The organism is Halomonas sp. CH40 (assembly GCA_041875495.1).
Classification (GTDB): domain Bacteria; phylum Pseudomonadota; class Gammaproteobacteria; order Pseudomonadales; family Halomonadaceae; genus Vreelandella.
On the sequence record CP112982.1, the window covers coordinates 1660354 to 1677225 of the forward strand.

The 16872-nt window shown below is 52.1% G+C and carries 12 protein-coding genes, 2 tRNA genes and 3 rRNA genes; 15 read left to right on the top strand and 2 right to left on the bottom strand.

The window, feature by feature from the left end; genetic code table 11:
• Positions 1–167: 167 nt before the first annotated feature.
• The 7 genes from msrP to rrf all read left to right on the top strand — a co-directional run bounded on the left by msrP (position 168) and on the right by rrf (position 7493).
• Positions 168–1136, top strand: a complete 969-nt coding sequence (gene msrP, locus OR573_07615) for a protein-methionine-sulfoxide reductase catalytic subunit MsrP (protein XGA81480.1) — start codon at positions 168–170, stop codon at positions 1134–1136.
• A 34-nt stretch (positions 1137–1170) separates the two neighbouring features.
• On the top strand, positions 1171–1770 hold the full coding sequence (locus OR573_07620) for a ferric reductase-like transmembrane domain-containing protein (protein XGA81481.1): 600 nt from the start codon (positions 1171–1173) through the stop codon (positions 1768–1770).
• A 333-nt stretch (positions 1771–2103) separates the two neighbouring features.
• Positions 2104–3636 (top strand): 16S ribosomal RNA (locus OR573_07625).
• Between the two features lie 120 nt (positions 3637–3756).
• Positions 3757–3833: transfer RNA gene (locus OR573_07630), tRNA-Ile, on the top strand.
• Positions 3834–3933: 100 nt separating this feature from the next.
• Positions 3934–4009 (top strand) — tRNA-Ala (locus OR573_07635).
• 350 nt (positions 4010–4359) lie between these two features.
• Positions 4360–7247 (top strand): 23S ribosomal RNA (locus OR573_07640).
• Between the two features lie 130 nt (positions 7248–7377).
• Positions 7378–7493, top strand: a 5S ribosomal RNA gene (gene rrf / locus OR573_07645).
• Together the 16S, 23S and 5S rRNA genes with 2 tRNA genes alongside form the textbook arrangement of a ribosomal RNA operon.
• A 459-nt stretch (positions 7494–7952) precedes the next feature.
• Here the strand turns inward: rrf and OR573_07650 are convergent.
• Complete coding sequence (locus tag OR573_07650; GenBank protein ID XGA81482.1) at positions 7953–8414, bottom strand: flavodoxin family protein; 462 nt, start codon at positions 8412–8414, stop codon at positions 7953–7955.
• A gap of 162 nt (positions 8415–8576) precedes the next feature.
• Between OR573_07650 and OR573_07655 the strand changes: the two genes are divergently transcribed.
• The 8 genes from OR573_07655 to OR573_07690 all read left to right on the top strand — a co-directional run bounded on the left by OR573_07655 (position 8577) and on the right by OR573_07690 (position 16387).
• The gene (locus OR573_07655; protein XGA81483.1) at positions 8577–9053 is read left to right on the top strand and encodes a YbhB/YbcL family Raf kinase inhibitor-like protein; all 477 of its coding nucleotides are present in this window, start codon (positions 8577–8579) and stop codon (positions 9051–9053) included.
• Positions 9054–9480: 427 nt separating this feature from the next.
• Entirely contained in the window at positions 9481–9945 is a 465-nt protein-coding gene (locus OR573_07660) for an SUF system Fe-S cluster assembly regulator (GenBank protein ID XGA81484.1), read from the top strand.
• 68 nt (positions 9946–10013) lie between these two features.
• Positions 10014–11456 (top strand): Fe-S cluster assembly protein SufB, encoded by a 1443-nt coding sequence (sufB, locus tag OR573_07665; protein XGA81485.1) that lies wholly within the window; start codon positions 10014–10016, stop codon positions 11454–11456.
• A gap of 87 nt (positions 11457–11543) precedes the next feature.
• A complete protein-coding gene (gene sufC / locus OR573_07670) occupies positions 11544–12296 on the top strand; it encodes a Fe-S cluster assembly ATPase SufC (protein XGA81486.1) in 753 nt (250 codons plus the stop codon).
• A complete protein-coding gene (gene sufD / locus OR573_07675) occupies positions 12293–13642 on the top strand; it encodes a Fe-S cluster assembly protein SufD (protein XGA81487.1) in 1350 nt (449 codons plus the stop codon). The genes sufC and sufD overlap by 4 nt, the downstream gene beginning before the upstream one ends.
• A gap of 114 nt (positions 13643–13756) precedes the next feature.
• The gene (locus OR573_07680) at positions 13757–15022 is read left to right on the top strand and encodes a cysteine desulfurase (GenBank protein ID XGA81488.1); all 1266 of its coding nucleotides are present in this window, start codon (positions 13757–13759) and stop codon (positions 15020–15022) included.
• An 18-nt stretch (positions 15023–15040) separates the two neighbouring features.
• Positions 15041–15610, top strand: a complete 570-nt coding sequence (gene sufT / locus OR573_07685) for a putative Fe-S cluster assembly protein SufT (GenBank protein ID XGA81489.1) — start codon at positions 15041–15043, stop codon at positions 15608–15610.
• Between the two features lie 48 nt (positions 15611–15658).
• A complete protein-coding gene (locus OR573_07690; GenBank protein ID XGA81490.1) occupies positions 15659–16387 on the top strand; it encodes a YdcF family protein in 729 nt (242 codons plus the stop codon).
• Positions 16388–16413: 26 nt separating this feature from the next.
• On the opposite strand, the gene OR573_07695 is transcribed toward OR573_07690, so the two are convergent.
• Positions 16414–16872, bottom strand: a complete 459-nt coding sequence (locus tag OR573_07695) for a hypothetical protein (GenBank protein XGA81491.1) — start codon at positions 16870–16872, stop codon at positions 16414–16416.

The window sequence follows — 16872 nt, forward strand, 5'->3', positions numbered from 1 at the left end:
TCAACCTAGCAAACTAGTCGGAAAAAGCCAAATATTGAGCCAGGTCAATAATTGCGTGTATTTTTATAGTATGTTGAAAAAAATGCTTTTTTAAATATCCATTTATTAGCAACGGTTGTTTTATAGGGCATTCGTTGAATGCATCTTTATTATTTTAGAAGGTGGTTATGAAGCGCTATCGTTACCCGGCAGTTGCGGCATCTGAAATTACCCCAAAACATGTTTTCGAAAATCGTCGGCGTTTCCTTCGCCAAAGCGCCACGTTGGGGGCGGCTTTGAGCTTTGCACCAGGCATGTTGTTATCTAAACGGGCAAGTGCTTGGCAGCAAACCTTTGCTGACAAGGTGCAGCAAGGTGTTAGTGAAAAGAATTTTGCTGAGGGGGAGTCCATTACTTCGGTAAAAGATGCAACAACTTACAATAATTTCTATGAGTTTGGAGTGCGCAAGAGCGACCCTGAAGTCTATGGTCACAAACTACAAACAGACCCATGGCGTGTCAGCATAGAAGGAGAGTTTGAAAAAACGGCAGAGGTGAATTTTGAAGATATACTTGGCCGCTATACACTTGAAGAGAGAATCTACCGTCTACGTTGTGTAGAGACATGGTCAATGGTAATTCCCTGGTTAGGCTTTCCATTAGCTGATTTGCTCAATCACTATGGCTTAACATCGCGTGCGAACTACATTGAGTTTGAATCCATTCTTGACCCTGATAACTTGCGCGGTCAGCGTAGCTCAATTATTGAATGGCCCTACCGTGAGGCATTGAGGGTTGATGAAGCCATGCATCCCTTGACGATGATAGCGGTGGGTATGTATGGCGAAAAAATGCCCAATCAGAACGGCGCTCCCATGCGTTTGGTAGTGCCTTGGAAGTATGGCTTCAAGAGCATTAAGTCCGTAGTGGCAATTCGCGCTTTAGAGGAGAAGCCAACCACTTCCTGGGTAGCCCAGAATCCTGAAGAGTACGGTTTCTATGCCAACGTGAACCCTAATGTTGATCACCCTCGTTGGTCACAAGCCCGTGAAAGGCGCATCGGAGAGGGAGGACGTAGGGAGACCTTGATGTTTAATGGTTATGCCGATGAAGTAGCTCAGCTTTACTCTGATATGGATCTTCAAAAACACTACTGAGGTCATCCTCAAACAAGCGGAGAAACGCCTTTTAATGATGACTGATTCATCCAGGATTTTACTATTTCGCTGTCTTGTTCTGTGTATAGGTGTGACGCCCGGTGTCATTTTGACCTGGCTATGGTTTCAAGACGGCTTGGGCGCTAACCCTGCAGAGGCTGCAGTGCACTTCACCGGTAGAACAGGGCTGATCCTATTGCTTGTTACCATAGCCTTCAGCCCGGCATTCAGGTTGACCGGCTGGCGCGGGATCATGATCGCACGACGACAAATGGGTCTGTGGGCTTTCTTCTGGCTGATAGCGCATATGCTGACTTGGTTCGGGTGGGATCAATACTGGGATTGGCAATGGATCTGGCATGACATGTGGGCGCTTCATTATGTTCGCTATGGCATCTTGGCATTGCTATTGTTGGTGCCCTTGGCCTTGACTTCATTTCAGTGGGTGCCGCAAAAAATGGGTTGGACAGCCTGGCACTGGTTACATCGTCTTATTTACGTCTCTGCAGGGCTGGGGGTCTACCATGTATGGGAGCTTACCCGTGCCGACTATTCGATGCCTCTGATTTTTGCCTTGGTGCTGGCCGGATTGGTTGTGTTTCGCCTGATTGATGCCTTGGTTCATCGTCAGTAGACACAAGGGCATATTGCCTAAAGCTTCTGTTATGTTTCCTGTCGCCAAAACGCTTGAAAAAGGGTTGACCCAGGGGAAAATGTTGGTATGATACGCATCCATTGAACGACGTGCAGCGGCGTTCAAGCTCTTTAAAAATTTGATCAGGTAATTTATGTGGGCGCTTGCCGATGAGGGTGATAAATCACCAAATATCAAGGCAAGCGGTCATGAGAACGACAGTTTATAAACGTAAGTTTTTAAACAATAGTTGAATGAATTCGTTTGAACCTTGAGCCAAGTTTGATGCGCTTTTGTTACCTTCGGGTGACGAGTAAGCATCACAATGATTTTAAACTGAAGAGTTTGATCATGGCTCAGATTGAACGCTGGCGGCAGGCCTAACACATGCAAGTCGAGCGGTAACAGGGGTAGCTTGCTACCCGCTGACGAGCGGCGGACGGGTGAGTAATGCATAGGAATTTACCCGATAGTGGGGGATAACCTGGGGAAACCCAGGCTAATACCGCATACGTCCTACGGGAGAAAGGGGGCTTTGGCTCCCGCTATCGGATGAGCCTATGCCGGATTAGCTGGTTGGTGAGGTAATGGCTCACCAAGGCGACGATCCGTAGCTGGTCTGAGAGGATGATCAGCCACATCGGGACTGAGACACGGCCCGAACTCCTACGGGAGGCAGCAGTGGGGAATATTGGACAATGGGCGCAAGCCTGATCCAGCCATGCCGCGTGTGTGAAGAAGGCCCTCGGGTTGTAAAGCACTTTCAGCGAGGAAGAACGCCTGGCGGTTAATACCCGCCAGGAAAGACATCACTCGCAGAAGAAGCACCGGCTAACTCCGTGCCAGCAGCCGCGGTAATACGGAGGGTGCAAGCGTTAATCGGAATTACTGGGCGTAAAGCGCGCGTAGGTGGCTTGATAAGCCGGTTGTGAAAGCCCCGGGCTCAACCTGGGAACGGCATCCGGAACTGTCAGGCTAGAGTGCAGGAGAGGAAGGTAGAATTCCCGGTGTAGCGGTGAAATGCGTAGAGATCGGGAGGAATACCAGTGGCGAAGGCGGCCTTCTGGACTGACACTGACACTGAGGTGCGAAAGCGTGGGTAGCAAACAGGATTAGATACCCTGGTAGTCCACGCCGTAAACGATGTCGACCAGCCGTTGGGTGCCTAGCGCACTTTGTGGCGAAGTTAACGCGATAAGTCGACCGCCTGGGGAGTACGGCCGCAAGGTTAAAACTCAAATGAATTGACGGGGGCCCGCACAAGCGGTGGAGCATGTGGTTTAATTCGATGCAACGCGAAGAACCTTACCTACTCTTGACATCCTGCGAACTGGTGAGAGATCACTGGGTGCCTTCGGGAACGCAGAGACAGGTGCTGCATGGCTGTCGTCAGCTCGTGTTGTGAAATGTTGGGTTAAGTCCCGTAACGAGCGCAACCCTTGTCCTTATTTGCCAGCACGTAATGGTGGGAACTCTAAGGAGACTGCCGGTGACAAACCGGAGGAAGGTGGGGACGACGTCAAGTCATCATGGCCCTTACGAGTAGGGCTACACACGTGCTACAATGGCCGGTACAAAGGGCGGCGAACTCGCGAGAGTCAGCGAATCCCTTAAAGCCGGTCTCAGTCCGGATCGGAGTCTGCAACTCGACTCCGTGAAGTCGGAATCGCTAGTAATCGTGAATCAGAATGTCACGGTGAATACGTTCCCGGGCCTTGTACACACCGCCCGTCACACCATGGGAGTGGACTGCACCAGAAGTGGTTAGCCTAACGCAAGAGGGCGATCACCACGGTGTGGTTCATGACTGGGGTGAAGTCGTAACAAGGTAGCCGTAGGGGAACCTGCGGCTGGATCACCTCCTTAAACGATGCATCATCCCTCGCGGTAAGCGCTCACAATGAATTACCTGATCAGATAATAGAGCAAACGGAAGCTATTTTAGCTGTACTTGAGTTAAGTGCTCAAACTCACGGCGAAATGACCGGGTCTGTAGCTCAGTTGGTTAGAGCGCACCCCTGATAAGGGTGAGGTCGGCAGTTCAAGTCTGCCCAGACCCACCAATTTTATCCAGTACTGCGTTATTTTATGTCTCGCATAGTAGGCTATGCGTCGTCATAAAATGCCTTGTCCTGAATAAAATTACCCGGATAAGTATACGATGGGGCCATAGCTCAGCTGGGAGAGCGCCTGCCTTGCACGCAGGAGGTCAGCGGTTCGATCCCGCTTGGCTCCACCATTATTATGGATGTGAAACTGACCCTGTCACGGTCAGCGGTTCGAGCGAAGCGTCGCACCGCCCGCTTGGCTCCACCATTGTCCAGCATGCTAACAACCGTTTGTTCATGTTTTGTGACCATTGATAAGTCAGAACGTAATTAATACGTCGCCTTATCACTGTTCATCGAACAGTCGCTCTTTAACAAGATATATCAAGCTGATAAATCTTTTGAAAGGTCAGTGATTCATCACGTTTTACGTGGTGAGACCCTGCCTGAAAAAGGTGTACGTAGTAAATTGTTGTGTGATACGTCTCAAGCGTATCCGGCAATCGTTATCATTGCGCGACCAGACTCCTTCGGGTTATAGGGTCAAGCAATGAAGCGCACACGGTGGATGCCTAGGCAGCCAGAGGCGATGAAAGACGTGGAAGCCTGCGATAAGGCTCGGCGAGGTGGCAAACAACCTGTGACCCGGGCATTTCTGAATGGGGAAACCCACTCATCATAAGATGAGTATCTTACGCTGAAGACATAGGCGTAAGAGGCGAACCAGGGGAACTGAAACATCTAAGTACCCTGAGGAAAAGAAATCAACCGAGATTCCCCTAGTAGCGGCGAGCGAACGGGGACCAGCCCTTAAGCATGTGACTGATTAGGCGAATGCGCTGGGAAGCGCGGCCATAGTGGGTGATAGCCCCGTAGTCGAAAATCTGATCATGTGAAATCGAGTAGGTCGGGGCACGAGAAACCTTGACTGAAGACGGGGGGACCATCCTCCAAGGCTAAATACTCCTGGCTGACCGATAGTGAACCAGTACCGTGAGGGAAAGGCGAAAAGAACCCCGGAGAGGGGAGTGAAATAGACCCTGAAACCGTGTGCGTACAAGCAGTCGGAGCGGACTTGTTCCGTGACGGCGTACCTTTTGTATAATGGGTCAGCGACTTATATTCTGTGGCGAGGTTAACCGATTAGGGGAGCCGTAGCGAAAGCGAGTCTTAACTGGGCGATGCAGTCGCAGGATATAGACCCGAAACCGAGCGATCTATCCATGAGCAGGGTGAAGATTGAGTAACATCAATTGGAGGCCCGAACCAGGATCTGTTGAAAAAGATTTGGATGACTTGTGGATCGGAGTGAAAGGCTAATCAAGCTCGGAGATAGCTGGTTCTCCTCGAAAGCTATTTAGGTAGCGCCTCATGTAGCACCACCGGGGGTAGAGCACTGTTTCGGCTAGGGGGTCATCCCGACTTACCAACCCGAGGCAAACTCCGAATACCGGTGAGTGACGCGTGGGAGACACACAGCGGGTGCTAACGTCCGTTGTGAAAAGGGAAACAACCCAGACCGTCAGCTAAGGTCCCGAAATCCTGATTAAGTGGGAAACGATGTGGGAAGGCTCAGACAGCTAGGAGGTTGGCTTAGAAGCAGCCATCCTTTAAAGAAAGCGTAATAGCTCACTAGTCGAGTCGGCCTGCGCGGAAGATGTAACGGGGCTAAATCAGGTACCGAAGCTACGGGTTCATCCTCTGGATGAGCGGTAGAGGAGCGTCGTGTAAGCCAATGAAGGGGAATTGAGAAGTTCGCTGGAGGTATCACGAGTGCGAATGCTGACATGAGTAACGATAAAGGGCGTGAAAAACGCCCTCGCCGGAAGACCAAGGGTTTCTGTTCGACGCTAATCGGAGCAGAGTGAGTCGGCCCCTAAGGCGAGGCCGAAAGGCGTAGTCGATGGGAAACGGGTCAATATTCCCGTACCGGACATGATTGCGATGGGGGGACGGAGAAGGCTAGGTGAGCCAGGCGTTGGTTGTCCTGGTGAAAGCAAGTAGGCCGAGTGCTCAGGTAAATCCGGGCGCTTAAAGCCGAGATGCGAAACGAACTGACCACGGTCAGGAAGTCACTGATGCCACGCTTCCAGGAAAAGCCTCTAAGCTTCAGATCATGTGCGACCGTACCCCAAACCGACACAGGTGGTCAGGGTGAGAATCCCAAGGCGCTTGAGAGAACTCGGGTGAAGGAACTAGGCAAAATGGTGCCGTAACTTCGGGAGAAGGCACGCCGGCGTAGGGTGACGAGACTTGCTCTCCAAGCCCGAACCGGTCGAAGATACCAGGTGGCTGCAACTGTTTAGTAAAAACACAGCACTCTGCCAAGTCGCAAGACGACGTATAGGGTGTGACGCCTGCCCGGTGCCGGAAGGTTAAGTGATGGTGTTATCCTCGGAGAAGCTCTTGATCGAAGCCCCGGTAAACGGCGGCCGTAACTATAACGGTCCTAAGGTAGCGAAATTCCTTGTCGGGTAAGTTCCGACCTGCACGAATGGCGTAATGATGGCCACGCTGTCTCCACCCGAGACTCAGTGAAATTGAAATCGCCGTGAAGATGCGGTGTACCCGCGGCTAGACGGAAAGACCCCGTGAACCTTTACTATAGCTTCACACTGGACGCTGATGTTGCCTGTGTAGGATAGCTGGGAGGCTTTGAACCTCGGACGCCAGTTCGAGCGGAGCCACCCTTGAAATACCAGCCTGGCATCATTGGCGTTCTCACTCAGGTCCGTTATCCGGATCGAGGACAGTGTGTGGTGGGTAGTTTGACTGGGGCGGTCTCCTCCCAAAGCGTAACGGAGGAGCACGAAGGTACCCTCAGCACGGTCGGACATCGTGCAATGAGTGCAAGAGCATAAGGGTGCTTGACTGCGAGACAGACACGTCGAGCAGGTGCGAAAGCAGGTTCTAGTGATCCGGTGGTTCTGTATGGAAGGGCCATCGCTCAACGGATAAAAGGTACTCCGGGGATAACAGGCTGATACCGCCCAAGAGTTCACATCGACGGCGGTGTTTGGCACCTCGATGTCGGCTCATCACATCCTGGGGCTGAAGTCGGTCCCAAGGGTATGGCTGTTCGCCATTTAAAGTGGTACGCGAGCTGGGTTTAGAACGTCGTGAGACAGTTCGGTCCCTATCTGCCGTGGGCGTAGGATGTTTGAGAAGGGCTGCTCCTAGTACGAGAGGACCGGAGTGGACGCACCTCTGGTGTTCCGGTTGTCACGCCAGTGGCATTGCCGGGTAGCTAAGTGCGGACGGGATAACCGCTGAAAGCATCTAAGCGGGAAGCCCCCTTCAAGATGAGACATCCCTGAGGCCTAGAGCCTCCTGAAGGGCCCAGCGAGACCAGCTGGTTGATAGGCACGGTGTGGAAGCGCTGCAAGGCGTTGAGCTAACGTGTACTAATGGCCCGTGAGGCTTGACCCTATAACACCCAAGGGGTCTGGTTGCAGTGATAACGACGCGCGAAAGCGCACCGGATACGCAGAGACGATCACCGACATTACGTAACGGCCATTGAACGCCGTTGAATCAGCTTGCTATATCACCTGTTACGCCTGACGACCATAGCGAGTGGGAACCACCTGATCCCTTGCCGAACTCAGCAGTGAAACCGCTTAGCGCCGATGGTAGTGTGGGGTCTCCCCATGCGAGAGTAGGTCATCGTCAGGCACCTATATAGAAACGCCCCATGCACACTGTGTATGGGGCGTTTTGCTGTGCGTAATTCCGTGTTCCCGCCGCCGCCCCACCCCTGTATTACCGCTGCCGCCTCCCCGTCATTCCCGCAGGCTTTTAGCGGGAATCCATTTTGACCTTAGGTTTTGGTGGCCTTGGCTGAAAAGGTCAAGGTGGATTCCCGATAACCCCACTCGGGAATGACGGTGCGGTGTATCATTTGGGAATGACGGTGCGGTGTATCATTTGGGAACGACGGCGCGGTGTATCATTCGGGAACGACGGCGCGGTGTATCATTCGGGAACGACGGTGTGGTGTATCGTTCGGGAATTTTGCTATGTGTGTTAATAAACCTTGCCTTCCGGCAGAAGGCTTTGCTTTTCTGTTCACGATTCACGATTCACGATTCACGATTCACGATTCACGATTCACGATTCACGATTCACGATTCACTAAAACAGTCCGTTCTCGAGGCCAGCTGCCATATAGGTGCCCAGTTCCTCAACCTGGTCACAAAAGGCGTTATCCCACTGGCCACGCAAAATCAGCGGAGGCTGCACCCAGCGCCAGCGCAGCCCGGTAATGATGGATTCAATTCCGCGCTGAGTGCCCGTTCCATCGTGTCCAGCACGCACATATAGCGCACAGGGTAAGCCCTGTTTATGTTCAAGCACTGCGTAGTAACATCGATCAAATAGATCCTTGGTCATACCTGCCATGTAACCCAGGTTCTCTGTGGTGCCGATGATGATGCCGTCAGCACTTAGGATGTCCTCCGGGACTGTCTCGCGAGGAGGTTTGCACACACAATGAATACCTTCGATGTCCGGATGATGGGCACCTGTCTCTAAAGCGCCTGATAAGCGCTGAGTATTGGGTGAGGGAGCATGAACAACCGCTAGTAATGTTTTCACGTTAAGCGCTCCGTCGGTTAAATAAATGTTACCCGTTGACATTGCCATTGGTTTCTACAAGCCTATGGGCACAGCAATGGCTATTTCATTTTTATAGACTTTTTGTAAGTCGTCGTTGCTGCGAGATCTACCAACCAAAATTAGCGTGTTCAGGAGATCAGTATGGCATTTGCACTTTCGGATTTGCAGCTCAGTAGTTCTGCGTTTGGTCATCATAGAGACATACCCTCAAAACATTCTGGGGAGGGTGATGATGTTTCGCCCCAGCTTGAATGGCAAGGGGCGCCTGAGGGTACAGAGGGTTATGCGGTGATCTGCCATGATCCTGACGCACCACTTGTCCAGCATGGCCAATACGGATTTGTGCATTGGGTACTTTATAACCTTCCAGCAACAGTCACAGTGGTGGAAGAAAATACTCAGCAGGGCACTGTGGGTAAAAATGACTTCGGCAAGTTGGGTTATGGTGGCCCCATGCCCCCGGAAGGTCACGGTAAGCACCATTATTATTTCTGGGTACTCGCCTTGGATTGCCAGACATCATTGCCTGAAGGGTTAACGCTGCCTGAATTACTGGAAGCCCTCGAGCCTAATCTATTGGGTATGAATCGTTTGATTGGCACCTATAAACGCAGCTAATCAGTAATGTCAGACCGTTTATAGGTTATCAAGCCACTTTTATACAGGTTAAACATATAGAACCTCGTAAAGCAGCTGATATACAGAAACTATTGGTTGGTTATATCAGTACTTTGTCTGAATGCCCGCTACGTCTTCGGATGTTAGCGGGTTTTTATTATATGTGGTGATTAATCAAGGGCGTTAGGCGCATTATCTCACTCGATAGAGAGGTGAGTATAGTTCAATCAAATGATAATGATTATATTTTGTGATGGTAAATGCGTCGAACTTGCATGTAAAGCGCGAGATAATTGTTGAGTAATTTAGTCAGGGTCTTCACAAATTTTTTATACAGGACTAAAATGGTACCCAATTAAACCGCCAAGCAGTCTGCAAGTCTTTCATGGGCACCCCGCCTACTGGTTGCAGGTAGCAAGGAGACAAGATGCTCAAGCTTTCACGGCTAACTGACTATGCAGCGGTAGTGATGGCACAGATTGCCAGGCACCCAAATAAACCGCATGCGGCGGCAGAGCTTGCAGAAGCAGCTCAGCTGCCCCATCCAACGGTCAGCAAAACGCTGAAGATGCTGGTCAAGGCAGGTCTGCTTGTTTCGCAACGTGGAGCACAAGGTGGCTATCAACTGGCCCGCTCAGCGTCTTCAATTACCGCCGCTGATATTATCACGGCCATGGAAGGGCCGGTTGCGGTGACCACTTGCAGTCAGGCGGAAGGTGAGTGCGAGTTGGCCAGTACTTGTGGAGTGGCCGATAACTGGCAGCGTGTTTCCATGGCGATTCGCACCTTACTGGAAAGTGTCACGCTGGCCCATCTGGCCGCCACGACACCTATCAAGCTGCCTGTGCAACTGCCAATTCAAAGTATCAGCGTTGAGGCGGTTTCAGCTTGACGCAACATGTATCTCAAATGATGACGGCGAGCTGATCTCGCCATCCAACTGCCCCGGAGGGTAACACCATGGCAACTGAAGAAATGGAACAGTTGGTAACTCGCGAATACAAAGAAGGCTTTGTAACCGACATTGAAAGCGACACGCTACCACCTGGTTTAAATGAAGATACCATTGCCTTTATTTCCAATAAGAAAGGTGAGCCTGAGTGGATGCTGGAATGGCGTCTGGACGCCTATCGGCAGTGGCTGAAAATGAAAGAGCCTTCCTGGGCGCACTTGGACTATCCGCCGATTGACTATCAGGCTATCTCTTACTTCAGTGCACCTAAGCGCCCTGAAGACATGCTGCAGAGCATGGACGAGGTCGATCCCAAGTTGCTCGAAACCTACGAGAAGCTTGGCATTCCGCTGCACGAGCGTGCCGCTCTTGCCGGTGTCGCGGTAGATGCCGTTTTTGACTCAGTGTCAGTGACTACTACCTTCAAGGAAACGCTGCTTGAAGCGGGGGTCATTTTCTGTTCGATTTCAGAGGCGATTCACGACTACCCGGAACTGATCAAGCAATATCTGGGTACCGTCGTTCCCAAAAACGATAACTACTTTGCGGCACTCAACTCGGCTGTCTTCACCGATGGTTCCTTTGTGTTCGTGCCCAAGGGCGTTAAGTGCCCGATGGAGCTATCGACTTATTTCCGCATTAACGAGGCCAACACCGGCCAGTTCGAGCGTACTTTGATCATCTGCGAAGACCAAGCAGAAGTCTCCTACCTCGAAGGTTGCACCGCTCCGATGCGCGACGAAAACCAACTGCACGCCGCAGTGGTCGAGTTGGTAGCTCTTGATGATGCCTATATCAAGTATTCCACCGTGCAGAACTGGTATCCGGGTGATGAAAACGGTGTGGGTGGCATCTACAACTTTGTCACCAAACGCGGTGATTGCCGGGGTGACCGTTCGCGCATCAGCTGGACTCAGGTAGAGACCGGCTCAGCGATTACCTGGAAGTATCCTTCCTGCATGCTGCGCGGCAAGGACAGCGTAGGTGAGTTTTATTCTGTTGCCGTCACCAATGGTCGCCAGCAGGCAGACACTGGCACCAAGATGGTACATATCGGTGAAGGCTCTCGCTCTTACATTGTGGCCAAGGGTATCTCTGCCGGTCGGAGTGACCAATCTTACCGTGGCCTGGTAAAAATTGGCCCGAGAGCCAAGGGCGCGCGCAACTTTACCCAGTGTGACTCACTGCTGATTGGTGATACCTGTGGCGCACACACCTTCCCGTATCAGGAAATCAACAACAGCACGGCGACTATCGAGCATGAGGCGACCACTTCCAAGATTGGTGAAGACCAGCTCTTTTACTGCCAGAGCCGCGGTATTTCTGAAGAGGATGCGGTCAGCATGATTGTCAATGGTTTCTGTAAGGACGTGTTCCAGGAATTGCCAATGGAGTTCGCCGTAGAAGCCGAAGCGCTGCTGGGCGTAACGCTTGAAGGCGCGGTCGGTTAATTCGGTTGCAGCCGTTTTTTTAACGTTACTTTTTTAAGCGCGACGATCTAAGAGCGCCATCATCATTTATTCTGAAAAGGTTTTATCATGCTTGAAGTCAAAGATTTGCACGTCACCGTAGAAGGCAACGAAATCCTCAAAGGCCTGACCCTGACCATCAAGAAAGGTGAAGTCCACGCCATCATGGGCCCCAATGGCGCAGGCAAGTCTACTTTATCTGCCGTTATTGCTGGTAAAGATGGCTATGAAGTGACTCAAGGGTCAATCACCTTTGAGGGCAAGGACGTACTGGAAATGGAAATTGAAGAGCGCGCCCAGGCGGGTCTGCTGCTGGGTTTCCAGTATCCGGTTGAAATTCCGGGAGTCAAGAATATCTATCTGTTGAAGTCAGCTCTCAACGCACAGCGTGTCGCTCGTGGTGAAGAAGAAATGCCGGCACCGGAGTTTCTGAAGCTGGTCAGGGAAAAGCTGGATTACATGAAGATGGATCCGAGCTTCCTCCAGCGTGCCGTCAACGAAGGCTTCTCTGGTGGTGAAAAGAAGCGTAATGAAATTCTGCAGATGCTGGTACTGCAGCCCAAGCTCGCCATGTTGGATGAAATCGATTCTGGCTTGGATATCGACGCCATGAAGGTAGTGGCAGATGGTGTCAACAGCCTGCGTGCTGAAGAGCGCGCCATCCTGATTGTGACGCACTATCAGCGTCTGCTTGATTACATCACTCCGGATAAGGTGCACGTTCTGGTGGATGGCCGGATTGTCAAAACAGGCGATGCCGAGCTTGCCAAAGAGTTGGAAGCGAATGGCTATGAAGGTATCGAGGAGGGGTCTGCAGCATGAGCGACACGCATACTTTTCTGGAAGCATTAAACCAGCATCGCCAATCCATGGGGCCAGAGCCCACCTGGATAGCGGCACGCCGTCAAGCGGGCGCCGCCCGCTTTGAAGCCATGGGGTTTCCCACTCGTCGTGATGAAGAGTGGAAATATACCGACGTGCGTAGCATTGCTCAGGGTAACTTTGCACTGGCGGATAGCGCAGAGTTTTCTCAGGCAACTGCCGCTACCCTGACGCTTCCCCTTGAAGCCTATCGTCTGACGTTTGTAGACGGGGTTTTTTCTGCGTCCCTGTCAGACCTTGAGAACCTGCCCGAGGGTTTGCAGGTGCTGCCGCTTTCCAAAGCCCTGGAAGCTAACCACGAAGCGGTGGGTGGCCCACTGGGTCGCCTGACAGGGGTTGAGTTTTCCCCCTTTGCAGCGCTGAATACAGCCTTTATGGAAGAAGGCGCGGTGGTTCGCATCGCCGCTGGCTGTGTGGTTGAAAAGCCGATCATTGTGCAATTTCTATCGCGTGCCAATGCCCAGCCGACCATGTGCCATCCACGGGTGCTGGTAGAAGCAGCGGGACGCAGTGAAGCGACCGTGATCGAGCATTATATTGGTGAAAAGGATGCGCAAAATTTCACCAACGTTGTGGGCGAGTTCATGCTTGACCGAGGTGCCATCCTTCAGCACTACAAACTGCAGGAAGCACCGCTTGGTGACTACCACGTTGCCAGTATGCACGTCGAACAGAACCGCGACAGCCGTTATACCTCTTACAGCCTGAACCTGGGCGGTGCATTGGTACGTAACGACCTGATCAGTGACCTTAACGGTCAGGGGGCGGAAACCAATTTCCTAGGCCTGTTCTTTGGTCAGGATCGCCAGCACGTTGATAACCATACCAAAGTTAACCACAATGCACCGCTGACGTTCTCTAATGAGAACTACAAGGGCATTCTGGACGACCGCGCCCATGGTGTATTCAACGGCAAGGTATATGTAAAGCGTGATAGCCAGAAGATTGAGGGCTATCAAAGCAACCAGAACCTGCTGCTTTCTGACCGTGCCCGGATTGATGCCAAGCCCGAACTTGAAATCTATGCCGATGACGTTAAATGTTCGCACGGCACGACCACCGGCCAGCTGGATGAAGAAGCCGTATTCGCTCTGCGTACCCGAGGAATTGACGAAGCCACGGCGCGTGCCTTGCTGACCCTGGCGTTTGCAGGCGAAGTGTTGGAAGAAGTGAAACTTGACGTGATATCTGAGCGGGTTGAGCTGGCAGTCGCTGGCAAGCTGCCGGAACGCTTCAACCTGACCGGGCTGGTAGAAGCCGCTTCTGCGTTGAACGAACAGGATTAAGGCGTCAAGTTCAAGTGCTCGGGTTAGCCTTTAATTACTGGTGATAGCGCCTCATTTGCGGTGTTATCACCATGTATATACCCGTTTATTTCATTGGTGCCTTAGGAGTTTGCAATGTCTCATACCGCTGTTGTCACGCCACAACCGACACATCAGGCACCTTTCAATGTTGCCAAGCTTCGTGAAGATTTCCCGATTCTGAATCGTGAGGTACATGGAAAGCCGCTGGTCTATTTTGATAACGCGGCAACCAGCCAGACACCGATTGAGGTGATTAACGTCTTTGCTGATTACTATGGACGTTATAACGCCAATATCCATCGCGGGTTGCATACACTGGCCGATGAAGCCACGGAAGCATTTGAAGGCGCCCGTGAAAAGGTCAGAGCCTTCATCAATGCGCCGGCATCACGTCAGGTGATCTTTACCCGGGGGGCGACCGAAGCTATTAATCTGGTGGCCAATAGCTGGGGGCGGACTCAGCTGGCAGCAGGGGATGAAGTGCTTATCTCCATGCTTGAGCACCATGCCAATATTGTGCCCTGGCAGTTGCTGGCCCAGCAGTTGGGTTTTACTATCAAGGTAATTCCGGTTCATGCGGACGGCTCACTGGATATGGACGCTTACCGTGAGCTACTCAATGAGCGTACCAAGCTGGTGTGCGTCAATCATGTTTCCAATGCGCTGGGTACTATCAACCCGGTCAAGGAAATGGCCGCTCTGGCACATCAGGCAGGCGCCCTGATCATGGTGGACGGCGCCCAGGCAACCCCGCATCAGCGCGTGGATGTGCAGGCTATTGATGCTGATTTCTATACTTTCTCAGGGCATAAGGTCTATGGCCCGACCGGTGTTGGTGTGCTGTATGGCAAGCAGTCACTGCTGGAAGCCATGCCCCCGTGGCAGGGCGGCGGTGAGATGATTGATACGGTTTCGTTTGAGCAGGGAACCACCTTTGCAGCCCTTCCGCACAAGTTCGAGGCTGGCACGCCTGCGATTGCTGAAGTGATTGCACTGGGTAAGGCGCTTGACTGGACTGAGAGCGTTGGGCTGGATGCGATTGGCGAGTGGGAGCAGCAGTTGCTGATGTACTCTACTCAACAGCTACAGGCAATTGATGGTCTGCGTATTCTGGGAACCGCAGAGCATAAAGCGGGTGTGCTTTCTTTTGTGGTTGATGGTGCCCATGCTCAGGATATTGGCCTGCTGATTGATCAGTTAGGTGTCGCGATTCGCACTGGACATCACTGTGCTCAACCACTTCTGCATCATTTTGGTGTAGACGCAACATGCCGGGCCTCGTTTGCGGCGTATAATACTCGTGATGAAATTGATATTTTCGTTACGTCGCTCAAGCGTGTCATTGATATGGTGCGCTAGGCACCATCAAGGAGCGTTATGGACATTGAACAGATAGCCCGGTTAGAAAGAGGCCAGACAATCCCCTTACAGCGGGATGTTGAAGCCATTGCCATTCCTTTTGGCAAAAGTGATACCCTGCCTGAAGACAGTGTTGTCAGCATCATGCAGGCGAAAGGCAGTTCGGTCAGTGTTGGCTATGAGGGTCGCCTTTACTTGATTGAAGGCAGCAACCTTGACGCTCTTGGGCTGGCAGCACTGCCCCGTCCGACGCTTCACAAAGACGCCAGTGATGATGAAATTGAAGAATTTGTCTGGGAGCAGCTGCGCATCTGTTATGATCCTGAAATTCCTGTCAATATTGTTGATCTGGGGCTGGTTTATGGCTGCCGCATTGAACGTCTGATCAGCGGTGAGCGTTTGGTCACTATCCGCATGACGTTGACAGCACCAGGGTGCGGCATGGGAGATGTGATTGCCGCAGATGCGCGCAACAAAATTCTGGGTGCGCCACAAATCAGTAATGTTCACACGGAAATTGTCTTCAGTCCTCCGTGGAGTCGAGACATGATGAGTGAAGAGGCCAAACTTGAGCTGGGTATGTTCTGACCATCAAGGGATCAAGAGTATCATTCTGCCACTATTGGCTATGAGCTGATGCGTCTGAAAATCGTCGCAGGATTCAAGTGGTGGTTAATGACGTTGGGAGCGGCACTTTTGCTGGTGCTGCTTTTTTTTGTGGCCAGCAATCTATGGATATTGGCACGTACTTACCCGGTGATTGAATCTTCAATCGCTCAATGTGGCCCGCAACGGGTCGGCATTGTGTTTGGTACTTCCCATTGGACGCGTGGTGGCTCGCAAAACCCACACTTCTACTCACGTATGAGCACTGCTGCTGGCCTGGTGCATACCGAGCGAGTGGAACACCTCTTGCTCTCCGGAGACAATCGTACGCGATCCTACAACGAGCCACGCGCCATGTGGCGTGCGCTGACCAGTTTTGGGGTGCCGCCTGAGCAGCTGACGTTGGATTACGCTGGCTTCAGCACCTTTGATACTCTGGTGCGTGCCCAGCAGGTCTTCGAGCTCGATAAAGCTGTGCTGGTGACTCAACGCTGGCATCTTCCCAGGGCCTTGTATATTGGTCAGGCTTTGGGGATGCAGGTGTCGGGTTGTGTTGCCAGCAACCATAGCGTTGACGGTGAATGGCGACTACGCATCAGGGAGTGGGTGGCGCGGGTCGCCACATTGGGGGATCTGTATATATGGAAGCGCCAAGCCTATTTTCTTGGCCCAGCTGAGCCAATCGAATTTCCAGTCAATATTGAAGATGCATCAACCGCCAGCGAAAGCGCTGGCGTTGAGCTTGATGACAACCCCTGAAAACTCACCTTAAAAACAGGCAGGCTCTAAATAGACCCGCTGCGCTGCGGCTTGCGCTTCTGCAGCTGATAGAGCTCGCGAATCAGCTGGCGGCAGCCTTTCATGCATTCTTCAACCACCGGCTCCACAGGGTCGGGAAGCGGGTGGGTGAAAAGGGTAGAGAGTGCCTGCATCAAAACGCGCTCCTGTTCGAGGAGCTCATTGATCAACACCTGGCTATCATTACCAACAAAGCTTTTCAGCCGGCTCCATAGCCACAGGAAATCATCGCGTTCCACATCGGCGTCACGCGGCAACATTTTCAGGTGGGTACGTGCCAATTGCTGCAGCTGCCCCATCTGCTGCAGCCGCTGCTCGTAATAAGGCTTCAGGGTGTCACGCAGCGATGGGCGCAGGCGTTCTATATTGTCCTGAAAGTAATCAATGCTATCTGCCAGCGCTTCGAGAACGCTGTCCATCGCCACTTGGCGATTATCAAGAAACAT